Source organism: Phycisphaerales bacterium, assembly GCA_040217175.1.
Classification (GTDB): Bacteria; Planctomycetota; Phycisphaerae; order Phycisphaerales; family UBA1924; genus JAHCJI01.
Genome location: JAVJNT010000002.1, coordinates 1,110,555 through 1,132,792, shown reverse-complemented (window position 1 = coordinate 1,132,792; position 22,238 = coordinate 1,110,555). Strand labels below are relative to the sequence as shown.

21 protein-coding genes are annotated in these 22,238 nt (G+C 69.1%); 13 read left to right on the top strand and 8 right to left on the bottom strand.

Going from position 1 to position 22,238, the window contains the following annotated elements; translation table 11 throughout:
* Positions 1–483: 483 nt before the first annotated feature.
* The gene (locus tag RIA68_12040) at positions 484–945 is read right to left on the bottom strand and encodes an STAS domain-containing protein (GenBank protein ID MEQ8318171.1); all 462 of its coding nucleotides are present in this window, start codon (positions 943–945) and stop codon (positions 484–486) included.
* Between the two features lie 53 nt (positions 946–998).
* On the bottom strand, positions 999–1,286 hold the full coding sequence (locus RIA68_12035) for a hypothetical protein (GenBank protein MEQ8318170.1): 288 nt from the start codon (positions 1,284–1,286) through the stop codon (positions 999–1,001).
* 201 nt (positions 1,287–1,487) lie between these two features.
* Here RIA68_12035 and RIA68_12030 point away from each other — a divergent pair, with 201 nt between their 5' ends.
* Genes RIA68_12030 through argS form a run of 6 tightly spaced genes read left to right on the top strand, consistent with a single transcriptional unit; the run spans position 1,488 to position 8,216 of the window.
* A complete protein-coding gene (locus RIA68_12030) occupies positions 1,488–2,657 on the top strand; it encodes a hypothetical protein (GenBank protein ID MEQ8318169.1) in 1,170 nt (389 codons plus the stop codon).
* A 59-nt stretch (positions 2,658–2,716) separates the two neighbouring features.
* A complete protein-coding gene (locus RIA68_12025) occupies positions 2,717–3,385 on the top strand; it encodes a hypothetical protein (GenBank protein ID MEQ8318168.1) in 669 nt (222 codons plus the stop codon).
* Positions 3,386–3,418: 33 nt separating this feature from the next.
* A complete protein-coding gene (locus RIA68_12020; GenBank protein MEQ8318167.1) occupies positions 3,419–4,144 on the top strand; it encodes a glycosyltransferase family 2 protein in 726 nt (241 codons plus the stop codon).
* Complete coding sequence (locus RIA68_12015; protein MEQ8318166.1) at positions 4,132–5,493, top strand: hypothetical protein; 1,362 nt, start codon at positions 4,132–4,134, stop codon at positions 5,491–5,493. The genes RIA68_12020 and RIA68_12015 overlap by 13 nt, the downstream gene beginning before the upstream one ends.
* Positions 5,490–6,326: a hypothetical protein gene (locus tag RIA68_12010; GenBank protein ID MEQ8318165.1), complete on the top strand. Its 837-nt coding sequence runs from the start codon at positions 5,490–5,492 to the stop codon at positions 6,324–6,326. Before RIA68_12015 ends, RIA68_12010 begins: the two co-directional genes overlap by 4 nt.
* 18 nt (positions 6,327–6,344) lie before the next feature.
* On the top strand, positions 6,345–8,216 hold the full coding sequence (gene argS, locus RIA68_12005; GenBank protein MEQ8318164.1) for an arginine--tRNA ligase: 1,872 nt from the start codon (positions 6,345–6,347) through the stop codon (positions 8,214–8,216).
* A gap of 104 nt (positions 8,217–8,320) precedes the next feature.
* Here the strand turns inward: argS and RIA68_12000 are convergent, their stop codons facing one another.
* Positions 8,321–9,529 (bottom strand): porin, encoded by a 1,209-nt coding sequence (locus tag RIA68_12000; GenBank protein ID MEQ8318163.1) that lies wholly within the window; start codon positions 9,527–9,529, stop codon positions 8,321–8,323.
* Between the two features lie 502 nt (positions 9,530–10,031).
* Between RIA68_12000 and RIA68_11995 the strand changes: the two genes are divergently transcribed.
* Positions 10,032–10,826, top strand: a complete 795-nt coding sequence (locus tag RIA68_11995; protein ID MEQ8318162.1) for a response regulator transcription factor — start codon at positions 10,032–10,034, stop codon at positions 10,824–10,826.
* The gene (locus RIA68_11990) at positions 10,807–12,171 is read left to right on the top strand and encodes an ATP-binding protein (protein ID MEQ8318161.1); all 1,365 of its coding nucleotides are present in this window, start codon (positions 10,807–10,809) and stop codon (positions 12,169–12,171) included. The genes RIA68_11995 and RIA68_11990 overlap by 20 nt, the downstream gene beginning before the upstream one ends.
* Before the next feature lie 3 nt (positions 12,172–12,174).
* Here the strand turns inward: RIA68_11990 and RIA68_11985 are convergent, their stop codons facing one another.
* On the bottom strand, positions 12,175–12,573 hold the full coding sequence (locus RIA68_11985; protein MEQ8318160.1) for a hypothetical protein: 399 nt from the start codon (positions 12,571–12,573) through the stop codon (positions 12,175–12,177).
* A 42-nt stretch (positions 12,574–12,615) separates the two neighbouring features.
* On the opposite strand from RIA68_11985, the gene RIA68_11980 reads away from it, so the two are divergent.
* Both RIA68_11980 and RIA68_11975 read left to right on the top strand, forming a co-directional pair.
* Complete coding sequence (locus RIA68_11980) at positions 12,616–13,764, top strand: PhoH family protein (GenBank protein MEQ8318159.1); 1,149 nt, start codon at positions 12,616–12,618, stop codon at positions 13,762–13,764.
* Entirely contained in the window at positions 13,764–16,151 is a 2,388-nt protein-coding gene (locus RIA68_11975) for an HDIG domain-containing protein (GenBank protein ID MEQ8318158.1), read from the top strand. The genes RIA68_11980 and RIA68_11975 overlap by 1 nt, the downstream gene beginning before the upstream one ends.
* A 3-nt stretch (positions 16,152–16,154) precedes the next feature.
* Here the strand turns inward: RIA68_11975 and RIA68_11970 are convergent, their stop codons facing one another.
* Both RIA68_11970 and RIA68_11965 read right to left on the bottom strand, forming a co-directional pair.
* Positions 16,155–16,721 carry a DUF1572 family protein gene (locus RIA68_11970; GenBank protein ID MEQ8318157.1) on the bottom strand — a complete coding sequence of 189 codons (567 nt, stop codon included), beginning with the start codon at positions 16,719–16,721 and terminating at the stop codon, positions 16,155–16,157.
* The gene (locus tag RIA68_11965) at positions 16,718–17,944 is read right to left on the bottom strand and encodes a tRNA-dihydrouridine synthase family protein (protein MEQ8318156.1); all 1,227 of its coding nucleotides are present in this window, start codon (positions 17,942–17,944) and stop codon (positions 16,718–16,720) included. The genes RIA68_11970 and RIA68_11965 overlap by 4 nt, the downstream gene beginning before the upstream one ends.
* 50 nt (positions 17,945–17,994) lie before the next feature.
* Here RIA68_11965 and RIA68_11960 point away from each other — a divergent pair, with 50 nt between their 5' ends.
* The gene (locus tag RIA68_11960) at positions 17,995–18,423 is read left to right on the top strand and encodes a hypothetical protein (protein ID MEQ8318155.1); all 429 of its coding nucleotides are present in this window, start codon (positions 17,995–17,997) and stop codon (positions 18,421–18,423) included.
* Between the two features lie 29 nt (positions 18,424–18,452).
* Entirely contained in the window at positions 18,453–19,190 is a 738-nt protein-coding gene (locus RIA68_11955) for a PIG-L family deacetylase (protein ID MEQ8318154.1), read from the top strand.
* On the opposite strand, the gene RIA68_11950 is transcribed toward RIA68_11955, so the two are convergent.
* Together RIA68_11950 and RIA68_11945 are read right to left on the bottom strand one after the other, a co-directional pair.
* The gene (locus RIA68_11950) at positions 19,187–19,492 is read right to left on the bottom strand and encodes a hypothetical protein (protein MEQ8318153.1); all 306 of its coding nucleotides are present in this window, start codon (positions 19,490–19,492) and stop codon (positions 19,187–19,189) included. The genes RIA68_11955 and RIA68_11950 overlap by 4 nt on opposite strands.
* A gap of 8 nt (positions 19,493–19,500) precedes the next feature.
* The gene (locus RIA68_11945; GenBank protein MEQ8318152.1) at positions 19,501–20,913 is read right to left on the bottom strand and encodes a 3-deoxy-7-phosphoheptulonate synthase class II; all 1,413 of its coding nucleotides are present in this window, start codon (positions 20,911–20,913) and stop codon (positions 19,501–19,503) included.
* A gap of 236 nt (positions 20,914–21,149) precedes the next feature.
* Between RIA68_11945 and RIA68_11940 the strand changes: the two genes are divergently transcribed.
* Positions 21,150–22,064 carry a hypothetical protein gene (locus RIA68_11940; protein MEQ8318151.1) on the top strand — a complete coding sequence of 305 codons (915 nt, stop codon included), beginning with the start codon at positions 21,150–21,152 and terminating at the stop codon, positions 22,062–22,064.
* Positions 22,065–22,238: the final 174 nt, after the last annotated feature.

Sequence of the window (22,238 nt, the reverse complement as noted above, 5' to 3'; positions counted from 1 at the left end):
AAAGTGCAATTGCCCAGCACTGATTCCGGTAACCTCATCGCCCTGCGCTGACAGGACGCCATCGCTCCATGGGATACTTGTGCCGGACTCACATCGCGGTTGACCGTCGTAGCCACGCACGTAACTCGGATCCAGGAACGTCGAATGCGCGATGCCCAACGCCTTGACCCTGAATTCGCCGCCCTGATTAACCGCACGTTCGCCTGGGTGGGCAACGTGCCCGAGTAGAACTTCGATGCCAACCACGGGGTGCGACGGCGTGACAACGGCGGGTGCCCGGATCTCGAGAAAGAAATCATCTAGAACTGACTGGCCCGCCGCCTGCGAGCCCGTGATTAGACACGAGGTCAGTACGAGCGGCGGCGCGAGACTCGTGCAAAGGCGGTGCATGCGATCACCTCCCCGGGCCAGAAGAACCCCTAGGGAGAGTGTACACGAAACTTGGAGATATGCACGCCCGCCGGAGTGACGGACGGGTGGGCCCTACGCTGCGTGGCGTTCGACGGCCTCGATGGCGCGCATCACGTCGCGGCAGATGGGGAAGAGGCGGTCGAGGCGGGTGAGCTTGAAGAGGCACTCGACGTTGGCCGCGGCGTTGACCAGGGCCACGCGGCCGCCGGCCTTCTGCAGGCGGGTGAGCAGCTCGACGAGCACGCCGATGCAGGCCGAGTCCATGTACTCGACGTTCTGCAGGTCGAGCACGACGTGGCGCGCGGGCGTCTGCCCGGGGTCGGTGAGCTTGTCGGTGAGGGCGACGACCAGCGCGGCCGCCTCGTTGCCCGAGAGCGTGCGCTCGCGGAGCGTGGCGATGATGGTGCTGCCGAAGCGGTCGAACGTGGCCATGTCGGACGTGTCCGAAGCCTGGGCCGCCATCGATTCGACGTCGGGCCCCTGCTGGGGCTGCGGTCGCTTGGAGTTGTCCTTGCCGAAGAGGCGCGAGAGCATGGCGTCCCCCTTGTTGGCCGCGGTGCGGGTGCGGCGCGAGCGGTGCGTGGGGCTCAGCGAACCCAGCCGTGCGACGGCCCGGAATTCTCGGGGCGGTTGCGGCGGAGGGGCTTTGCCTTGAGTCGACCGGGCTGGGCCTCGGCCGGTTGATCGGAATCGGGGATCACGGCGGGCGCAGCCGGGACGGCCGGCGCGGGCGTGGGCTGCGGCGGCACGTGGGCCTGGGTGGGCGCGGGCGGCGTCGAGCCGTGCGTGCGCTTGTGCTGGGCCTCGTCGAGCGACCGATCGAGCTTCTTCAGGATGTTGCGGAGTTCTTCGAACTCCCGCTTGCCATTGTCCATAGTCGTGCCTCCCGCACCGTGGTTGCCTCTTGGCATCGGCGGGTTCCGGACGCCACTTTCTTCAAAGTGAAGATGGGCACGGAGTTTGAGCCCCATTCGTACCGAGGCGGCTCGGGGACGCCACGGACCGAAAAACGATTCGCGGGTTCGCGGACTCTCGGGTACCCTGATGGCGGAAGACCGACGCCGGGGGGTGCGGCCATGGGTGGTTTCCTCGACATTCGATGCCTCGGACGCGTGCTGGCGGGGGTTCTCGTGCTCGCGTGCTGTGCGTGCGTCCTGGGCCTGCAGCGTGAACCGGCGGCCGTGGTCTTGCACGTCCGGGTCGAAGGGCACGTCGATTCTGCGGCATTGGTCCGAGAACTCAAGACCCAGATCGACCGCGGGGCCGACCCGACGTACGCGGGCGTGCTGCTCGAGTTCAGCCCAGGCCGAGTACGCGACGACCTGGCGTGGGCGCTGGGCACGGCGATCGCGAACGCCCGGTCTCCCGTGTGGATCTGGTTGGCGGGGGACGGTGATGCCGCGGGCCCGGAGCAACTCGAGTTGGCCGTGCTTGGCTCTGGCGCGTGGATCGAACCCGGGCTCGCGACGTCGTGGGACGGGCCACCGGCGTTCTTGGAACTGATGCCCGAGGGAGTCGATCGAGATCGGATGTCGCGCGAGCGCTACTCGGCCCTGTGGGTGGCGCTCGAGCGTCGGGGGGCCAGCACGGGGCTGGCCGAGGGGCTGCTACGGCCGTCGAGGCCGGTCCGGGCGACGCGGCTGGTCGCCGGCGAGTGCGAGTTGATGACCGGGGCGGTGGCGCCCGGCGAGGATGCCGGGCTGCTGACCCTGGTCGAGCCTCGGGCCGACGGGGGGACGCGGGGGCGCGTGCCGGCGGACGTGGCGGCGGCCCTCAAGCTGGTCGACGGCGTCGAGGGGTCGGCCCGGCGCGTCCTGCGGCTCGCGCTCGGCGAGGACGCGGGACGCGGCGTTCGCACCGACCGCGTAAGCCTGAAGAGCGACCTGCCGGCCCAGATCGAAGAGGGGCATCGGCTGATGGGCGTGGCAAGGGCCGAGGCGGCGTTGGCCAAGGACCAACTCCGGGAACGCCTCGAGAGCGGCCTCGGGCGGGGTGCGTACGAGCGAGCCGTGCGGGAGCGTGCCCGCCGGGCCCTCGCGACGGTCGAGCGCGGCGAGAAGGCCCTGCGGGGGTTCGAGGCGATTGCAGCAAAGCATCCCGAGGTTCTGCGGACGCGGGCGCCGGTGCAGGCCGACCTGCCGGGCGTCGAAGAGACCTCGGCCCGGGCGTGGGCACGCGAGATCGAATACGTGCGGCGTGGACTGGCGGCGACGCGGGCCGAGGCGATGGCCGAGGCCGAGGGATAGTGACTACCCCGGAGGCGGGTGCCCGGCCGGCCTGATGCAAGGGTCGCTATTGTGCCTTGATGAGTGCGCAGAACGGAGAGAGGCCGCGGAGCGCCGGCGGAGACGTCGTGCACGGCGGAAGCCTGCGCGAGCGGCGGCAGGGCGGGTCGGTCCTCGGCTCGGCCAGCAGCGCCATAACGCTGCGCGAGGCGTTCTGGCACGACATGTGCCGCGAGATCCTGACCACGCTGTCGGCCGAAGGCATGCGGCGGCGAACGCAGTCGCCGGCGATGGAGCTGCCCGGTGGCGGCCAGCTCGTCAGCAGCGTGACGCCCACCGAGCCCGAACCAGAACTGTTCGACGGGCGGATGGCGGTGCTCACCCACGGCGGCGAGCGGATCGCCATCGGCGAGGTGCACCCGATGCTCGCGTGCGGCATCCAGGGCGACGAGGCGGACCGGGTCGTCTCGCAGGCGGTCGAGTGCAGCATCTTCCAGATCAAGACGCCCGCGGGCGAGTTGTACACCATTCCCGTGCACGAGATCCGGGCGTTCCACGCGCTCACGCCCGAGCTGATGCAGAAGATCGAGGAAGCCGGACGCCAGAACCGTTCGCAACGCCGGGGGAGCGAGGGGCGGGACATGCCCTTCGGCTTCGAGGCGTACACCTCGCTGGCTCGCGGCGAGCGCGAAGGCCAGGGCAGCGACCCGTACTACCCGGCCCCTGGAGCCGCGGCCGACGAGGAGTGATCGCTCCCCGAGAGCGACCGCGCAGGAGATTTCATGGCCCGGACGTTGCTTGCCATCCCCGTGTACAACGAAGAGAAGTACGTGCAGCGCGTGCTTGGCCGCGTGAGCGAGTACCTGCCCGACGTGCTCGTGCTCGACGACGGCTCGACCGACGCAACGCCCTCGCTGCTGGCGAAGTTCCCCGTCGAGGTGATCCGCCACGCGAACAACCGCGGGTACGGCCGGTCGCTGATGGATGCGTTCCGGTGGGCGGCAGTCGACAAGTTCGACTGGGTCATCACGATGGACTGCGACGAGCAGCACGAGCCCGCGTCGATCCCCGACTTCCTGCAGGCCATCGAGCGCGACGACCTGGACGTCGTCAGCGGCTCGAGATACCTCGACGTGCACCCCGAGAACGATGCACCGCCCGAAGAGCGCCGGCAGATCAACGGCCTCATTACCGAAGAGCTCAACCGTCGGTTGGGCCTGAAGCTCACAGACGCGTTCTGCGGCTTCAAGGCCTACCGCGTGTCGGCGCTGCAGCGGCTCGACCTGGACGTCGACGGCTACGCGTTCCCGATGCAGTTCTGGGTGCAGGCGGTCGCGGAGAACCTGCGCATCGGTGAGCTACCCGTGCGTTTGATCTACAACGACGCGACGCGCTCGTTCGGCGGACCGCTCGACGACCACGACCATCGGCTGGCGCACTACCGCGAGGTGCTCGCGCGCGAGCTGGCACGCTGCTCCGATCGGCTGGCGCGGCGATGTCCGGCGTGATGGAGCAGTTGCTCGCGTCGGTCACGGTGCGCGCCGAAGCAGGCACGGCGCTCGATACACTCGCGAAGCCTTCGGCGGCGAAGGCGGCGGCTCGGGCCGAACTCGGACTACCCATCGACAAGCCCATCGTGATGGTGGGGCACCAGGCCGAGGCGTGGCACGCGGGCATCCTCGCGAAGCTGATCGCGGCCGACGAGCTCGCGACGCGGCACGACGCGGCGCTCGTATGGCTGACGCCGGACCAGGACGCGAACGAGCCGACGATGATTCCCTATCCCGCGTGCACGCACGAGGGACGGCTGAAGCGGCGCGAGTGGCTGGTGGATGCCGGCGCATTCGTGCGGCCTGGCACGCCGACGGGCTCTCGGTTGACGATCGAGCCCGGCCAGACGCCGCGCGAGGCGCGCACGGAGTGGCCGCAGGAGGCTGCGAAGCAAGGCTTGGAGCGGTTGCACGCGGCGCTCTCGGCACGCCGGGGCGAACCGTCGCTCGCGCGGCAGTACACCGGCGCGATGCTGGACGTGGCGCAGGAAGTCCTAGGCATCGAGGTCGATGCGACGCTGATGGCCTCGGGCATGGCGCGTGGCGCCGCGTTTCGGATGTGGGTCGATCGCATGCATCGCGAGGCGCGCGGCTGCGTGCTGGCGTACAACGCGGCGACGCAGGCCCATGCGGACGCAGGCGTGCGTTCGCTCGACATGGGACCGTCGTGGGAGCTGCCGCTGTGGGCGCTCACGCCCGAGAAGCCGCGGCGGCCGGTGCACGGCAACGAGCCCCTGCCCGAGCAGATCGTACCGCGGGCGCTCGCGATGACGGGCTTCGCGCGCACGCTGCTGTGCGACGCGTGGGTGATGGGGACGGGTGGCGAGGCGTACGACGCCGTGACGCGGGAATGGCTCGGCGCGTGGATGGGCCGGGCCGACCTCGCGCCGGGCGTGATCGCGACGGCGACGCTGCGGCTGCCGCTGCGCGACGGCCCGCTGCCCGACGCCGAGCGCGCCGCCGACGCGGCGTGGCGGCTGCACCATGCTCGGCACCACCCTGAGATGCTCGACCAGGACGATCGACAGCGGAAACGCGATGAGATCGTGGAGGCCATCGCGGCCGCGCCGAGGCGTTCGATTGAACGAAGGCGGTTGTTCGGCGAGCTTCGGTCGGTGTTGCGCGAGGCTCGTGACGCCGGCGAGGCACGGCTCGACGCGATGCGAGACGACGCCGAGGCCGAGCGGGAACGCCTGCGCGACATGGAGCGGGTGCTCGATCGCACGTGGCCGTTTGCGTTGCACGATGGTGCGGCGCTCAAGGATTTGGACGCGCACGTGCGCGAGGCAACGGCGGTGCTGGCGTGAGGTGGCTGGCGTGCCCGGTCTTGCTCGTGCTGGCGGCGTGCGGCGAGGCGCCGAGCTCGCCGCCCACGAGCGGGCTGCGCATCGCGACGACGAGCCCGGCGGTGGGCATCATGCTGCGAGACTTCGGGGCCGATGACTTGGCCGTGGGGCGGTCGGGCTACGACGTCGCGCTCGACCCGGCGTTGCCAGTCGTGGGTGATGCGGCGGGCGTGGATCTCGAGCGGCTGTCGGGCCTGGGCGCGACGCACGTGTACTACGAGTCGGGCGCGTCGGCGGCGCCCGTGGGGCTGACGGAGCTGGCGGACGAGATCGGCTTCGAGCTGCGCGCATTCGAGCTGACGAGCCTGGAGCAGCTGGCCGATCTGGCCTCGAACGTGCACGCGTTGGTGTCGGAAGAAGTCAATCCGGGCCCGCCGCCGGCTGAGCGATTCGAGGCGGCGCTCGCAACCGACGCAGATCTCGCGGCCGCGGGCCGGGTGCTGCTGCTGATGCCCGGCACGCCGGCGGCGGCGTTGGGGCCCGGGTCGGTGCACCACGAGGTGCTCGTGCGCCTGGGGGGCGTGTCGGCGCTGGGTGGCGGGCGGCCCTACATGCCGCTAGACGTCGAGGACGTGCTGACGATCTCGCCCGACGCGATCGTGCTGCTGGCGCCGGGCAAGGACGACGACTGGCGGGCGCTGCTCGGGCCGATCGCCGAGCTGCCGATCCCCGCGGTCGAGCGCGGGCGCGTGGCGGTGCTGCGAGACGACGAGGTGCTGATGGCCTCGACCTCGACGCTGCGGTACGCCGACGAGCTGCGCGAGCGGCTGCGGGCGTGGGCGCGCGAGCCATAGGGCCCGTACGATGGCCCGATGAGCACGAGCCAGAGCCTGCCGGCAGCCCAACTCGACCCCGTGGCGATCCTCGACGAGCGGTTCCGCGCCGCGATCGATCGCGCGTTTCCGGAGGTCGCGGGCAAGGCCGACCCGCTGATTGCGCCCAGCAAGAAGGCGACGATGGGCGATTTCCAGTGCAACGCCGCGATGGCGCTGGGCAAGATGGTGAAGCGCAACCCACGCGAGGTGGCGGCCGCCATCGTCGAGGCGGTGGACGTGTCGGACGTCGCCGAGCCGCTGGACGAGGCGTCGATCGCCGGGCCTGGGTTCATCAACATCACGCTGCGCGGGCCGGCGCTCGCTGGCTTATTGGGCGAATTGGCCGGCGCCGACCTGGGCCTGCCGCCGGTCGCAACGCCGCAGAAGATCGTGGTCGACGTGTGTGGCGTGAACCTGGCCAAGCAGATGCACGTCGGGCACATCCGGGCGATCGTCATCGGCGACGCCATCGCGCGAGCATTCGAGCGACTGGGGCACGTGGTCATCCGCCAGAACCACGTGGGCGACTGGGGCCTGCCCATCGCGATGGTCGTCGACGAGCTGCACCGCGAGAGCCAGGCCGGGCGGCTCAATCTTGACGCCGTGACGCTCGACGACCTCGACGCAATCTACAAGGCCATGAAGAAGCGCACCGATGCGGGGCGCACGGGCCTTCGGCTTGCCCAGAAGTGGGACCTTGGCCCGAAGGTGATCGCCGAGCTCGAGGCCGAGGTCGCCGACGCCGACGAGGCGATGGCGCGAGCCAAGGCGACGCTGGTGGCATTGCAGGGCGGCGAGCAGTGGGCCGTCGACCTGTGGCAGCGCATCAGCGACGTGACGATGGGCGCGTGCATGGACGTGTGCCGGCGGATGCACACGCGGATCACGCTGGAAGCGAGCGCGGGCGAATCGAGCTATCGCGACGAGCTGGGGCCGATGGTCGACGACCTGATCGAGCGCAGCGTGGCGGAGGAAGACGGCGGAGCGCTCGTCGTGCGCGGCGAGGGCAAGGACCCGCCTGCGTTGGTGCGCAAGGGCGACGGCGGGTTCTTGTATGCGACGACCGACGTCGCGGCGATCCGCCGGCGCGTGCAAGACTTCGGCGCGAGCCGCGTGGTTTATTGCGTGGACGTGCGTCAGGCGATGCACTTCCGCCAGGTCTTCGCCGCGGCGCGCAAGGCCGGGTACGCGACGACGCCCGACGGCGTGGAAGCGAGCCTCGAGCACGCCGCGTTCGGCACGATCCTGGGAACGGATGGACGGCCCTTCAAGACGCGCTCGGGCGAGAGCGTGAAGCTGCAGGACCTACTGGACGAGGCGCACGATCGAGCCGAGCGCGTCGTGGCCGAGCGCAGCGATGGTCTCGATGAGGGCGAGCGTGCCAAGACGGCCGAGGTCGTAGCCATGGCGGCGCTCAAGTTCGCAGACCTGGCGAACGATCGAACGCGCGACTACGTGTTCGACTTCGACCGCATCCTCGCGTTCGAGGGTGATACCGGTCCGTACCTGTTGTACGCGCTCGTGCGGATTCGGAGCATGTTCCGCGAGGCGGCGTCGCGTGGCGTGGGTGAGTGCTGGAAGGATGCCACCGTGCGGATCGAGCATGAGGCGGAGAAGCAGCTCGCCATGGCGTTGCTCCGGTATCCGTCGGTCGTCCGCGCGGTGGGCGAGCATCTGGAGCCGCACCGCGTGTGCCAGCACATGCTCGAGATCGCCAATCGCTTCAGTTCGTTCTACCAGTCGTGCAAGGTGCTGGGGGCCGACGACGACGCGACGCGCGACGCACGGCTATGGCTGTGCGACCTGACCGCACGCGTGCTGGAGGACGGCCTGGGCGTGCTGGGCCTGCCGACGCTCGACCGGATGTAGGCACGCGACGAGTTCGAACGCGACGTGCGCAAGAAAAGAAGCGGGCGGCCCACACCGGGCCACCCGCTCTTTGATTCGATCGAGTCCTACTAGCTACTGAATGATCAGAAGCTCAGCTGGAACATCGTGCGGAGACCGGCCTGCGGGTCGCCGCTGTCGGGCAGCAGGGCGAGGCCCTCGCTACCGCCGGTGAGCGGAGTCATGTTGACCGTCTCGAAGACGAAGAAGACGTCGGCAACGAACTTGGCGCTGTTATCACCATAGACGTAGTGGGTGAAGCCGAAGGTCAGGGCGACGAAGTCATCGACGCCGTCGGCATCGGCCAGGATGTAATCGAAGCGGCCGGCGACCTCGTTGTTCTCGTCGAAGCGGTACGAGGCCTGAGCGACGAAGCCGATGTCGGAGACATCGCCCGCCATGCCCATGTCGGCGTCCTGGAAGATGAAGGCGCCGTAGACGCCCCAGCCGTTGCTCTCCCACTGGCCATCAGCGGTGATGCTCAGCAGGTCGAGCTCGGTGGTGGCACCGCTACCGAAGGCGTAGGTGCCGTCGCCCTGCTGGTAGAAGATCGCACCGCCGAAGCGGAGGGCCTGCTCCTGGCCCTGGGACGAGCCGAAGTCCTTGAAGTCGCTCCAGGCGCCCTGGACCTTGTAGTCGAAGCGGCCACCGATGGAGAAGTCGGCCTCGGCAGCACTGGCAAAGCCGGTGTTGGCCGAGCTGAAGCCGTCGGAGAAGTTCACCTCGACCTTGTAGTCGTCGTCCTCGTTGCCGGCGTAGATGAACGAGATGCCCTGGCTACGGCCCTGGCTGAAGCGGCTGTTGGTGAACGAGCGATCGACCAGCGGCTGGCTGCCCGAAGAGACCAGCTCCTCGTACAGGAACGGAGCCTTGAACTGACCAAACTTCAGCTTGGCGTCCTCTTCCATGCCGGGGACGGGCACCGAGATGTGGAAGTCGAGGAGGTCGAAACCGCCGCCGTTGCGGCCGAAGTTGCCCTGGACGTAGTACTCGAACTCGCCAACATCGCCCTTCGCGCCCAAGCGGGCACGACGGTTCTGGAAGCCGTTGGCGAAGTCCTCGCCGGTGGAGGGCACCGGCTCATCGATCAGGGTGACGTTGTACTGGAACTGCAGGCGGCCGAACAGGTTAGGACCGGTCGCCGCGCCCTGGCTGAGCGTAGCGCGCGAGGCGTCGCTGCGGGTTTCCGCGGCGAACGAGCGGGCTTCGTCCAGGCTCGAGGTCTGAGCGATCGCCGTGCCACCAAGGCCCATGGCGAGGCCCGCGAGCAGCACTGTGGCCTTCGTGTGACTCATCGTACGAGACTCCTTCTTCGAGATTCAGGGGCGGAAGATTGGCCGCCCGACTCCACCAGCGTGCCCGGCCGCACGTTGCATTGGCCGGTCGCACGTCGTTGCCGATGGACAAGGGTTCCACCCACGCCACCGACCCATCGGGCTCGACCATGAGCCCCCAAGCACGGCTGGCGTTGGCCCGTCCTGGGCCAGAGTCGTCAGCCAAGACCGGCATCCCCAAGATGCCGGAGGTAACCCGTCGTTCTGGCTTGCTCGGCTCGGCCCGTTGGAGGCCACGCCCTGGCAAGCCCGCGAATCGCTGCGGAGGCCGCTTTGAACGGCCTGGCTCCGCACGGCATCGGCCCGTCTCCGGGCGAGAAGCCGAGATCGTAGCAAGCAACTTAGCCCTTGCCAACTACGGGTCCGATCAGTTTTTCGGCCCGATGCATCTATGAACACCAGAATCTCCGTCTGAATGCGAAGATATGTTAAAGTCGTGTGTACCCTGCCCGGGAGCCATGCCATGACGCCCAAGAATCCTGCATACGACAGGGCCCGAGCTCGGGCCAAGCGGGACATCGAAGGGGACGAGGGCATGGTCGCACGCAGCCACACGGCCGACGAGAAGCTGATCCTGATCGTGGAGGACGAGCGCGACCTCTCGGATCTGCTCGAGTACAACCTGCAAACTAATGGTTATCGGACATCAACGGCCCACACCGGGCCCGATGGCGTCTCGAAGGCCCGGGCCCTGGGGCCCGACCTGGTGCTCCTGGACCTGATGCTGCCCGATCTCTCGGGCACGGAGGTTGCCCGGCAGATCCGGGCGGACAAGAGCATCAGCCACGTGCCCATCATCATGCTGACGGCCAAGGCCGACGAGGTCGACCAGGTGGTGGGTCTCACCGTCGGGGCCGACGACTACGTCACCAAGCCGTTCTCGATGAAGGTCTTGATGGCGCGGGTCGAGGCGGTGTTCCGCCGGACGCAGGGCCGCGGCCGCGTGAGCGAGCAGGTGCTCCGCCTGGGCGGGGTCGCGCTCGATCTGGAGACGCACGAGGCGACTCTGGAGGGCGAGACGATTCCCTTCACGCTCACCGAGTTCAGGCTGCTCTCGGCGCTGATCGAGGCCGACGGCAAGGTGCTTTCGCGCAGCGCACTCATGAACCACGCCATGGGCCCGGGCGTGACGGTGACCGAGCGGACCATCGACGTCCACATCACGAGCATCCGCCGCAAGATGGGTCAGTGGGGCCGGCACATCAAGACGGTTCGCGGCGTGGGCTACCGTGCGGTGCATGAGCTCGCGCCCGCTTAACGACCCCGAAGCGCAAGAAGCCGTGGCACGCACGCACGGCCAACGCTGGTTGATGCTCTCGGGCGCGGCGGCGGGCACGGCGCTCGTGCTGGTGCTGGTCGATGTGCCCGGGTGGCTCTCGGCGATCGTCATCGTTATTGCGGTCGCCGGCGTCTGGCGCGCCTTGGACGCTCGGCTCGGAACGCTGCGTGCCGCGGAGCGTCGGGCGGACGAAGCCCGGGAATCTTCGTCTTCGCTCCGCTCGGCGTACGAGGATCTCTCGACGGTTCTCGCGGCACTCGACGTTCCCGTGCTGGTGTGCGACGGCCGTCAGACGGTGGTGCGTGCGAACGAAGCGAGCGCGCAGTGGCTCGACATGTCACGCGACGATCTTCTCGGGCGACCGATCGATGAGGTGTTTACCAACGCCGAGGCGTTGTCGATGCACGCCCGCGCGTCGCGCGGCGAGGCCAATCGACGGCGCGTGACGTTCGCCAGCGAGCAAGGCTCGAAGGTCGCGGACATGTCGGCGGTGCCGATCCTGCCGGTCGGAAGCGCGCCGGGGCGCGGCGTGGTGCTCGTGCTGCGCGACGTGAGCGAGCTGGCGCGAGCGCTCGAGATCCGCACCGACTTTGCGGCCAATGCCTCGCACGAGCTGCGCACGCCCATCGCAGCGCTCCGCGGCGCCGTCGACACGCTGCAAGGACCGGCGAGCGAAGACCAAGCCATGCGTGCCCGGCTCTTGTCGATGCTCGACGAGAACGTGCTGCGTCTGGAAGATCTGATCCGCGACCTGCTGGATCTCTCTCGCCTGGAAGCACTCGAGGGCGCGGTGCGGCTGTCGCTCGTGCCGGCCAGCGAGCTGGCGCGCGTGCTGACCAAGAGCTTCGAGCCCATGTGCGAGCGCGGCGGCGTGGTGCTGCGGTTCGATCTCGATCCCGCGCTCGAGCAGCTCCGCACCGACCGAAACCTGCTGACGATCATCCTGCGGAACCTGATCGAGAATGCCGTGAAGTTCAGCAAGGACGGCGACGAGGTGCTCGTCTCGGGCCGCATCGAGCCGGGCGACGATGCCGACGGTCCGCGAACCTGCGTGTTCGAGGTGATCGACCACGGCGTGGGCATTCCGCTGCCGATGCAGCAGCGCATCTTCGAGCGGTTCTACCAGGTCGATGCGTCGCGTGATGGCAGCAAGATTGCGCGCGGCACGGGGCTGGGCCTGGCGATCGTCAAGCACGCCGTGCGCACGCTTGGCGGCACCATCCGAGTGAAGAGCGTGTGGAAGCGCGGGACCACGATGACGGTCGAACTCGCGGGCGCCGTCCCACCCGGACCGCCGCGTGGTCGCTCGGAAGAGGCGACGTGAAGGTTACCGTGGCGCCCACTCGACGCCGTTGAGCTGGCTCAGGCGGAGAGCCCATGCGTCGAGCAGGACCTCTTGGGTCGTGCGATCGCCCTCGGGCTCGACGAACGCCCGCAGGGTGAACGTGCCGTCGCGGTGATCGATGGCGGTCACGGTGCCCTCGAGGCTCTCGACGATGAGGAACGAGGCGCCGTAGGTGTCGCCGTCCCAGCTGCCGACCAGCATGGCGCCCTGGGCCGCCTCGAGGCCCACGAGCAGCGCACGCGGGACGTCTTCGCGTTCGCCCTCGACGGGTCCGAGAACACTCGGGCCACCTGTGGCCACCAGGTCCCGGTCTGGGCCCACGCGGCAGGCGGCGGCGGGTAGCACCAGGACGAGCGCTATGAGGTAGGATATTGTTCGCATTTCGCTCCGCCCGGCGATTGGGGCTCAGGTAGGATTGGGCTCGTGACGAAACTGACCACGAGGGCCGCAGGTGGCACCGGGCCCGGAGGCCGGCGTTTGGAACTGACCATCGAGTTTCCCATCGGCCCCGATCCGGTTCGGGTGCTCGGGGTTCATGACCGAAACGTACGCCTGCTCCGCGAGGGGCTCGGTGTATCGGTCACGCCCCGGGGCGGGATCGTGCGCATCAGCGGCCAGGAAGAGGGCGTACGGGCGGCCGAACGATTCCTGCGCGCGGTGCTGCGCCGCGGCGGGCGGGCCTCGACGCCCGACGTGCTGCAGATGCTGGCCGAAGCCGCGTCGGGCGGGCTGATGTCTGCGAGCGACTCGAACTACCCAGACGTATCGACCACGCCGGGCGTGGAGGCGCTCGGGCGGCAGGCCGGTCGTGGCCCGACGCGCGTGCCGCCGCGCGAGGGCGAGGCCTGGGAAGGCCCGCTCGCGGTCTACAGCGGTGGACGACAGATCCGCGCGCGCACGCCCGGTCAGGCGCATTACCTCGAAGCCATCCGCACGCACGAACTGGTGTTCGGCATGGGGCCGGCGGGCACGGGCAAGACGTACCTGGCTGTAGCGGCGGCCGTGCACCTGCTGAGGACCGACCGCGTGCGCAAGCTGGTGCTGGTTCGCCCGGCCGTCGAGGCGGGTGAGCGGCTGGGCTTCCTGCCGGGCGACATGCAGGCCAAGGTGCACCCGTACCTGCGGCCGCTGCTGGACGCGCTGTACGACATGATGGACGTTGGCACGATGGAGCGGTTCATGGAGAGCGGAGTGATCGAGATCGCGCCGCTGGCGTTCATGCGCGGGCGCACGCTCAACCAGGCGGCTATCTTGCTCGACGAGGCGCAGAACAGCACGATCGGGCAGATGCAGATGTTCCTGACGCGCATGGGCGAGGGCTCGCGGATGATCGTCACGGGCGACCCGACGCAGGTCGACATCGACGAGCCGGCGGGCAGCGGGCTGGTCGACGCGGCAAGGCGGCTGCGACGCGTGCGCGGCGTGGCCTTTGCGACCCTCACGCGTGAGGACGTCGTCCGGCACGCGCTCGTGCAGAGGATCATCGACGCGTACGGCGGCGACGAGCCGCGCACGAACGCGCCAACGCGTGATGCGGCGACCGAACCGGTGGCATCGGAAGGAGACGCCTGATGCGCTGGCCTTGGCAGAAGTCCAAGAACTCGGGTCGTCGCATAACGCTCCGGCGCGAGCGGTCGACGCCCGCCGAGCGCTTCAAGCGGCTGCTGACCAACCCGCGCACCGGATACGCGGTCATCATCGCCGTGGGTGCGGCGGGGCTGCTGACGATGCTGACGTGGTCGGCCAGCGGTCAACCGCTGCTGCCGATGGGCCGCCTGTCGGACGAGACGGTGGTGGCGCGCGAAGCGTTCAGCATGCCCGACCCTGCGCGCACGGACGAGCAGCGCACGCTGGCGCGCGATCGAGCCGCAAGGATCTTCGCGCCCCGGCCCGAGCTTCGCAGCACGGTCGACGGGCTCGCGCAGCTCCCGCTGACGCTGAAGGATGCGGCCACGCTCGACCAGGTGGCGCCCGAGATCCGAACACGGTTCGACCTCGACGCCGAGGAGCTCACCGCAGTTCGTGCGCTCGTGACCGAAGACGCCGTCGCACCAAGCTGGACCGAAGCGATGACGCGTCTGCGGACGAGCTTCGAGCGGCGGCCGTTCGTCGAGCCGGCAACGTGGCAGACCGAGCGGCAGCGCAGCGCCCAGCTCGGTGGCAGCGAGGCGGGCGAGACGGCGATCATCTGGCTCAGCAGTGATCAGGGCGGCTCGACCATCCATACCACGGCTGCCAACCTCGTCAACAGCGGCAGCCCCGAGGCCCGGCGCGAGGCCGCCGAACGGCTGGCGGACGCGGCCCAGTTCAGCGACGCGGCCTTGCGCTCGCTCGTCGTCGGGAGGCTGGCCAACCAGACCGAGCCGACCTACCGCATGGACGAGGCGGCGTCGGCGGCGCGCCAGACGCAGGCCGTCGAGGGCGTCGCCGAGGCGTTCGTCGAGGTACAGGCCGGTCAGGTCATCGTGCGGCGCGGCGAGCCGGTGGGCCTGGAGACCATCGGCCTGCTGCGGAGCGAGCGGGAGGCCGTGTCTCGGGCGCGAGGCGTGTTTTCGCTGGGTTCGCGATTGCTCGGGTCGGCGGCGGTGTGCGTACTGGTGGTGCTGGGGCTGACGGTGTATCTCGCGTGGTACTGCCCGCGTGTGGCGCGGAATCCTGAGCGCATGCTGGGCATTGCCGGCCTGTTCGTCTGTTGCTTTGCGCTCGCGGTATGGTCGACGGCGCTGGAGCCCCGGCTGCTGATGCTGCTTGCGGTCGCGCCGACGCTGCTTCTGGCGATGTTGCTCGCGATCGCGTACGACGCACGCATCGCGCTGGCGATCTCGGCCGGCCACGCGGTGCTGGTGACGGTGGCCCTGTCGCGGCCTTCGTGGTTCGTGCTGATCCCGCTGGCGGGCGCGGCGACGGCGGCGTGGCAGCTCAGCGAGATCCGTGATCGGCGCGCGTTCGTGCGGGCGGGGCTGGCGACGGCGCTGGCGCTTGCGGCTGCGGCACTCGGCGGCGGGCTGCTCGGCCGGCCGTTGTCGGGGCGCGGCCTGCTCGAGCTGACGTGGGATATGGGTTTTGCCGCCAGCGGCGGGCTGGCGACGGCGGGCATCGTGCTGTTCATCCTGCCCAGCGTCGAGAAGGCCTTCGACATCACGACGGGCATGAAGCTGATCGAGCTGCGCGACCCCAAGCACCCGCTGCTGAAGGAGTTGCAGCGCCGAGCGCCGGGCACGTACAACCACTCGATGAACGTGGCGTCGATCGCCGAGGCCGCGGCCGACGCTATTGGGGCCGACGCGCTGCAGACCTACGTGGGCGCGCTGTACCACGACGTGGGCAAGATGAACAAGCCCGAGTACTTCGTCGAGAATCAGGCGGGCGGACCCAACAAGCACGACAAGCTGAGCCCAGCCATGAGCCTGCTGGTGATCGTGGGGCACGTGAAGGACGGCGTGGAGCTGGCCCGCGAGTTCGGCCTGCCGCGCACGCTGCACCACTACATCGAGGCGCACCACGGCACGACGCTCGTGGAGTACTTCTACCACCGGGCCAAGAAGAAGGCCGCCGACGAGGCCGAGGCGGCGCGCGAGAGCCGGGCCGTGAGCAAGGCCGCGTCGGCCGAGGCCGGCACGGTGAGCAAGCGCGAGGCCCGCGAGGGCGACCTCGTGAGCGAGCCCAGCGAGATGGAGTATCGCTACCCGGGCCCGAAGCCTCGCACGAAGGAGTGCGCCATCCTCATGCTGGCCGACGCCGTCGAGAGCGCGACACGCACGATGGCCGATCCGACGCCGAGCCGCATCGACCAGCTCGTGCGGCGGCTCGCCCAGAAGCGGCTGACGGACGGTCAGTTCGACGACTGCGACCTGACGCTCAAGGAGCTGGACGCGGTGGGCGATTCGATCAGCAAGACGGTGGCGAGTATTTACCACGGTCGGATTGCGTATCCGGGTGGGGGGGAGAAGCGGGCTTAACGCCTACGCGTTCCGCCTGCGCATCGCGTCGTTGAAGTCCTTTGTGCCGCCCGGCGGGATCGTGAACCAACGCCATCGATCAGCGCCGACGTGCATACGCGCAATGACGTTGATCTGGCCGATGTGGAATCCGTAGTGGTCGAGTTGGCGGGCGACGGCCGCGTGGACGGCGTGCGGTGCGCCACGGATTGTGATCGTCTTGTCGAGGTCTGCTGGCGTAAGCGGCCTTACGGCCTCGAAGAGCGTCCGCCAGCCCAATTCCCACTCTTGCATGAGTGTTGATCGGCCTTCGGCGGTCGGGGCAGGCGGCACGAACTCCGCGTCACGATCGCGCCATTCCTTCTCGCCGTCGCTGGTGAGGAAATCGGTCCAGCGGCTCTTGAGATTACCCGCCAGGTGCTGGGCGATGATGGCGACGCTGTTGAGGCCCTCGCCCGGCGACGCGAAGAACCCGGCATCATCGAGCTGGTCGAACGCATGCTCGGCGAAGGCCTTCTGGCGCTCGAAGACCTCGAGCCAGGATCGGACCAGACCGCCGGCTAGGCCATCGCTGTAGGTTGCGTCGGTCATGTCGAGATGCTCGCGGGCTGGTAGAACGCATCGAGTACGCTTCGCCAATCTTCCAACCCCTTCACCCCGATGAACCGCTTGCGCACCTCGTCCCCCGCCGGGTGGTGCTGGGCGAAGCGGATCGCGAACTTGCGCATGGTCTTGCCGGTGTGGTGCTCGGGGTCGCGGACGTGGGCGTTGACGCGCAGGGCGAGCTCGAAGTGGTCTTCGAGGACTTGTCGCTGCTCGGTGATAGTGGGGGGGCGGGGCTCGTCGCCGGCCATCAGGTCTCGGGCCTGGCGGAAGATCCAGGGGTTGCCGATGCAGCCGCGGGCGATGCTGACGCCGGCGACGCCGGTGTAGCCGATCATGCGGAAGACGTCGTCGACGTTCCAGATGTCGCCCGAGCCGAAGACGACGCGGCCGGGGCGCTGGTGCACGATGTCGCGGAGCAGGTCCCACCGGCTCGGGCCGACGTACTTCTGCTGCACGGTGCGCGCGTGCACGGTGGCCCATGCGTAGCCCAGGTCGTACGCGGCGTCGAAGATGCGCATGAAGTTGCGCGCCATCTCGGGCGTGTCGTCGAAGCTGCGGCGGATCTTGAGCGTCACGGGCATGCTCTCGGGCAGCGCGTCGCGCACCGCCTTCAAGATATCGATGGCGCCCCCGGGCTCGGCGAGCCAGTGCCCGCCACGGGCCTTCTTGGCAATCTTCTTGACCGGGCAGGCGAGGTTGATGTCGATGGCCTGGAAGGACGACTCGCTCACGTGCTCGATGGATAGCTCGCCGCCCTCGGCAAGCTTGCGATACTCCTTCGGTCGACGGCTGCCTTGCTCGACCATCTTGATCGCCGCAGCGGCCATCTCGCCGGGGTCGCTGCCCATGATCTGGCCGACGAGTGGGTGGTCGTCTTCGCCGCCGGGGACGTTGTCGTGCAGCTCGCCCAGGTCGGCCTTGGCAAAGCCTCGGCCGCCGGCCAGCAGGGTGCGGTCGAGTAGGGCCTCGGTGACGCACAGGGGGCAGCCGTGGCGGCGGGCGATGATCCGCATGGCGGCGTCGGAGTAGCCCGCCAGCCCGGCCTGATAGAACGGGGCGTCCATGCCGGGGATGGTCGCGGGCAGGTGCGGGTGCACGCCGGTGCGGCCGATCTCGCGGGCGATGGCGCGCGCGTCGAGCCCCTCGCCGCCGGGGGCGATGCCCGGCGCGGGTGCGGTGGCGTTGCGTGAGGCGGTCTCGCACGACATGGGTCGTCAATGGTAGTGGACGCGGCGGCATGGCCGGGGCACCATTGGCGATGCGGCGGAGCGTTGTCATCGTGATCCTGGGCGTCGCGTGCGTCCTGACCGGCTGTGCGTCGACGGGCGAGCTCGACAGCGGGCCGGTCTATCCGCAGGCCAGCGACCGCGTCGAGACGCTGGACATCCACGCGTTTCGCTCCGGAACCAGGCTGCGGCTGACCAACACCACCGGACGCAGCTTCGGCCCGGGCACGCTCTGGCTCAACGGGCGGTATGGCTACGCGATCGACGGGCTGGCGATCGGCCAGACGCTGGAGCTCCCGCTCACGCGTTTCGTCGACGAGCAGGGTCGGCGTTTCGGCGCGGGCGGCTTCTTCGCGGCCGAGCGACCCGAGCTGCTGGCGCTGGTCGAGCTGACGGTCGACCAGGCCGACGGCGAGCCGCCGGTGAAGTACGGGCTGGTGGCGGTGGGGCAGCGGCGGTAGCGAGAGATTCCGGGCCGTACCCTCCGCCCATGGCCAACATCCTCGTCGTCGGACCGCATCCTGATGATCAAGAGCTCGGCATGGGCGGGGCGATCGCCAAGCTGGCCGAGCAGGGGCACGACGTGCTGCTGCTGGACGTCACCAACGGCGAGCCCACGCCGTATGGAGATCCGGTGACACGGGCCGAAGAGGCGAAGAAGGCGGCGGACATCCTGTCGCCTGACGTTGCGAAGTTTCCGAACGCGAAGCCGGTACGGCGCGTGCTGTTGGGACTGCCCAACCGGTTCGTCGAGCACACGATCGAGAACCGGCACGCCATCGCCGGGGTCATCCGGGCCCACCAGGCGAGCATCGTGTTCACGCCGTTCTTCGAGGATGCGCACCCGGACCATCGAGCCGTGACGCGGATCGTCGAGGACGCGCGGTTCGACGCGAAGCTGACGGGCATCGACATGCCCGTGCCCGAGGGGATGGCGGCGGGCGAGCCCATCTACCCCAAGTGGCTGTTCTACTACTACGCCACGCACCTGCGCTGGGTGGCCAACCCGAGCTTCGTGCTCGACATCACTGGGTATGTGCAGCGCAAGATCGAGTCGATCCGCGCGTACCACACGCAGTTCGTGCTGCCCGAGAAGAACCGCAGGGTCGTCGACTGGGTCGAGGCGAGCGCGACGTATCTCGGCAGTCGGATTGGCGTCGAAGCGGGGGAGGGGTTCTTTACGAAGGAGCCGGTAGGGCTGAGCGGGCTGGACGGGCTCGTGGACTAGAGGTAGTCGTCCGCGTTAATCGTCTTCGGCCCCTCGTTTCCTGCGGTCCGCTCGTAGTAGCCGTCGCCCTTCTTCTCGAACTTGGTGAAGCCGAGCTCGCCCAGGCGCTTGTTGCTCATCTGGGTCTTGTTGAGGTCGCTCCACTTGCCGGCGATGGCGGGCGCGGAGATCGCCCGGCGGCAGGGCTTGCCGGTCTCGGGGTGCTTGGTCAGCGGCTCGTCGGCCATTCGCTGGACGTACTCGAAGGTCTCGCCCGTGGGCTCGCCGTTCTTGTCCAGGATCTCGTAGTCGTACGTGGGCATTGCTTATTTTACGCCGGAAGATCGCCGGCCGTTCGCTCCGAGTCCTGGCTGAGCGCTCCGGACAGGATGAACGCCAGTTCGAGCGCCTGCGCGTAGTTCAATCGCGGATCGCACGCGGTGGCGTAGTTTTCGGACAGTCGCTCCTGCGTCACGCCCGACGCGCCACCGATGACCTCGGTCACGTCGTGCCCGGTCACCTCGACGTGCACGCCGCCGAGCACGGTGCCGGCCTGCTTGTGGGCGGCCATGGTGCTGCGAAGCTCGGCGACGATGGCGTCGAAGTGACGCGTCTTGCGGCCGTCGTCGGTCACCTGGCCATTGCCGTGCATTGGGTCGCTCAGCCAGACGACCGGCTCGCCCGACTTCTCGACGGCGTGCAGGATGGGCGGCAGGGCGTCGACCTTGGTGGCGCCCATGCGCGAGATGAGCACGATCTTGCCCGGCTCGCGCTTGGGGTTGAGCGTGCGCAGCAAGGCGACGGCCTCGTCGGGGTCGATGCTGGGGCCGATCTTGACGCCCACGGGGTTGGCGATGCCTCGGAAGAACTCGACGTGGGCGCCGTCGAGGGCGCGCGTGCGCTCGCCGATCCAGGGCAGGTGGGTGGTGAGGCAGTAGTAGCCGTCGCGCCGGGGCACGCGGCGTGTCTGGGCGCTCTCGTACTCGAGGTTGAGCCCCTCGTGGCTGGCAAAGAAGTCGACGCGGTTGAGTTCATCCATGGAGCCCGCACTGATGAGTTCGGCGAAGCGAATTGCACTTCGCACCTCCTGGCTCATGCGTTGGTAGCGCTCGCGCAGCTCGGCCGAGAGCTGGGCGTTCGTCAGGAAGCGCAGGTCCCATTGCTCGGCGTGGTGCAGGTCGGCGAAGCCGCCCGTCGCCAGCGAGCGGATGAAGTTGAGCGTCATGGCCGCGTGGTGGTAGCCGGCGAGCATGAGCTCGGGGTCGGGCCGGCGGGCGCCGGGCTCGAACTCGGCGTGGTTGACCAGGTCGCCGAAGTAGCTGGGCAGTTCGCAGGCCTGGCCATCGACGGTCTTGGTCTCGGTGGGCTTGGAGCGCGGCTTGGCGTACTGACCGGCGAGGCGCCCGATGCGGACCACCGGCTTCTGCGAGCCGTGGATGAGCACGAGGCTCATCTGCAGGAGGATCTTGAGCGTGGCGGTGATGGTGGCCGGGCTGCACTCGTCGAGGGTCTCGGCGCAGTCGCCGCCGTGGATGATCAGGCGCTTGCCGAGCTGCGCGTCGGCGAGGTTGGCCTTGAGGCGTTCGATCTCCCACGAGGTGACCAGGGGCGGCAGGCTCGCGAGGCGATCGACGGCGCGGCGGAGTGCGGCGGGATCTTCGTATGCGACGGCCTGGGCGCGCGGGCGCTCGTGCCAGCTCGTGGGCGACCAGGGCGAGTGCGTTTGAGCGGTGGATGGGGGCACGTCGGGCTTTCTTATGCGCGGGTTTTGCGCGAATGGGGTCGGTTTTACTTTTTTTCGTCGGATTCGCTCATGGGCGTGTGATGTTGCGTCGATGGACCCAGCGTTCGGGGTTATCCGCCACTGACGGCGACCGGACGAACTGGAACAGGCCGCACGAACCATATCGCCCGGCTGTGCAGGACCACATCGGTCCTCCCGGGAGCAACCTGAAGGCGGCCCGCTTGGAGATTCACGCAATGAAGAGGACATCTTCGACTCGCCGCCGCACGACCGGCAAGACCGCCAGCCGCACGCACGCGGCCCGGACGGCCCCGTCGCGCCGCACCCGCGCTACCGGCAGCAAGACCGCCGCCAAGCGCACCACCGGCCGGACCGGCGCCCGCAAGAGCACCACCCGGAAGACCACCCGCACCTCGGGCTCGACCGCCAAGCGGACCACCGCCCGCAAGAGCCCGACCCGCAAGACGGCCAAACCGGCCGCCAAGCGGACGACCGCTCGCAAGACCGGCACCACCGCCAAGCGCACCACGCGCAAGACCGGCACCACCGCCAAGCGCACCACGCGCAAGACCGGTACCGCCGCCAAGCGGACCACGGCGCGCAAGACCGCCACCCGCAAGCCCGCCGCTCGCAAGAGCACGGCTCGCAAGACCTCGACCCGCGCCGCCGCCAAGCGGACTACGGCGCGGAAGACCGGCACCACCGCCAAGCGCACCACGCGCAAGACCGGTACCGCCGCCAAGCGGACCACGGCGCGCAAGACCGCCACCCGCAAGCCTGCCGCTCGCAAGAGCACGGCTCGCAAGGCCTCGACCCGCACGACCGCCAAGCGGACCACCGCGCGGAAGTCCGCCGCCCGCAAGCCCGCCGCTCGGAAGAGCACGGCTCGCAAGGCGTCGACCCGCACGACCGCCAAGCGCACGACCAAGGCACGCACCTCGAAGGCCCGGACCACCAAGGCCCGGACCACCAAGCCGGCCGCGAAGCGTTCGACGGCTAAGCGCACCACGACCAAGGCTCGCAGCACCGGTCGCAAGACGGCCGCCCGCAAGCCCAGCGCTCGCAAGGGCACGGTCCGCCGCGCTGCCTCGACGACCCGCAGCTACACGCTCGCGTCGCGTCGCTCGGGCCCGCGTCGCCGCGCCGCCTGAGTCACGTTGCCGGGCCGCTCAAGGCTCGACGACCCGAACGAAGCCGGTCCCTCGTGGGCCGGCTTTTTGCGTGGCCAAAGTTAGGACGGCGAAAAATTAAATGCAGATACATGAATAGGCCTCCATGGGCCGTGGTTCGCCCCGGCACGGAGTCTGAACCAGCACGCTTCAAAG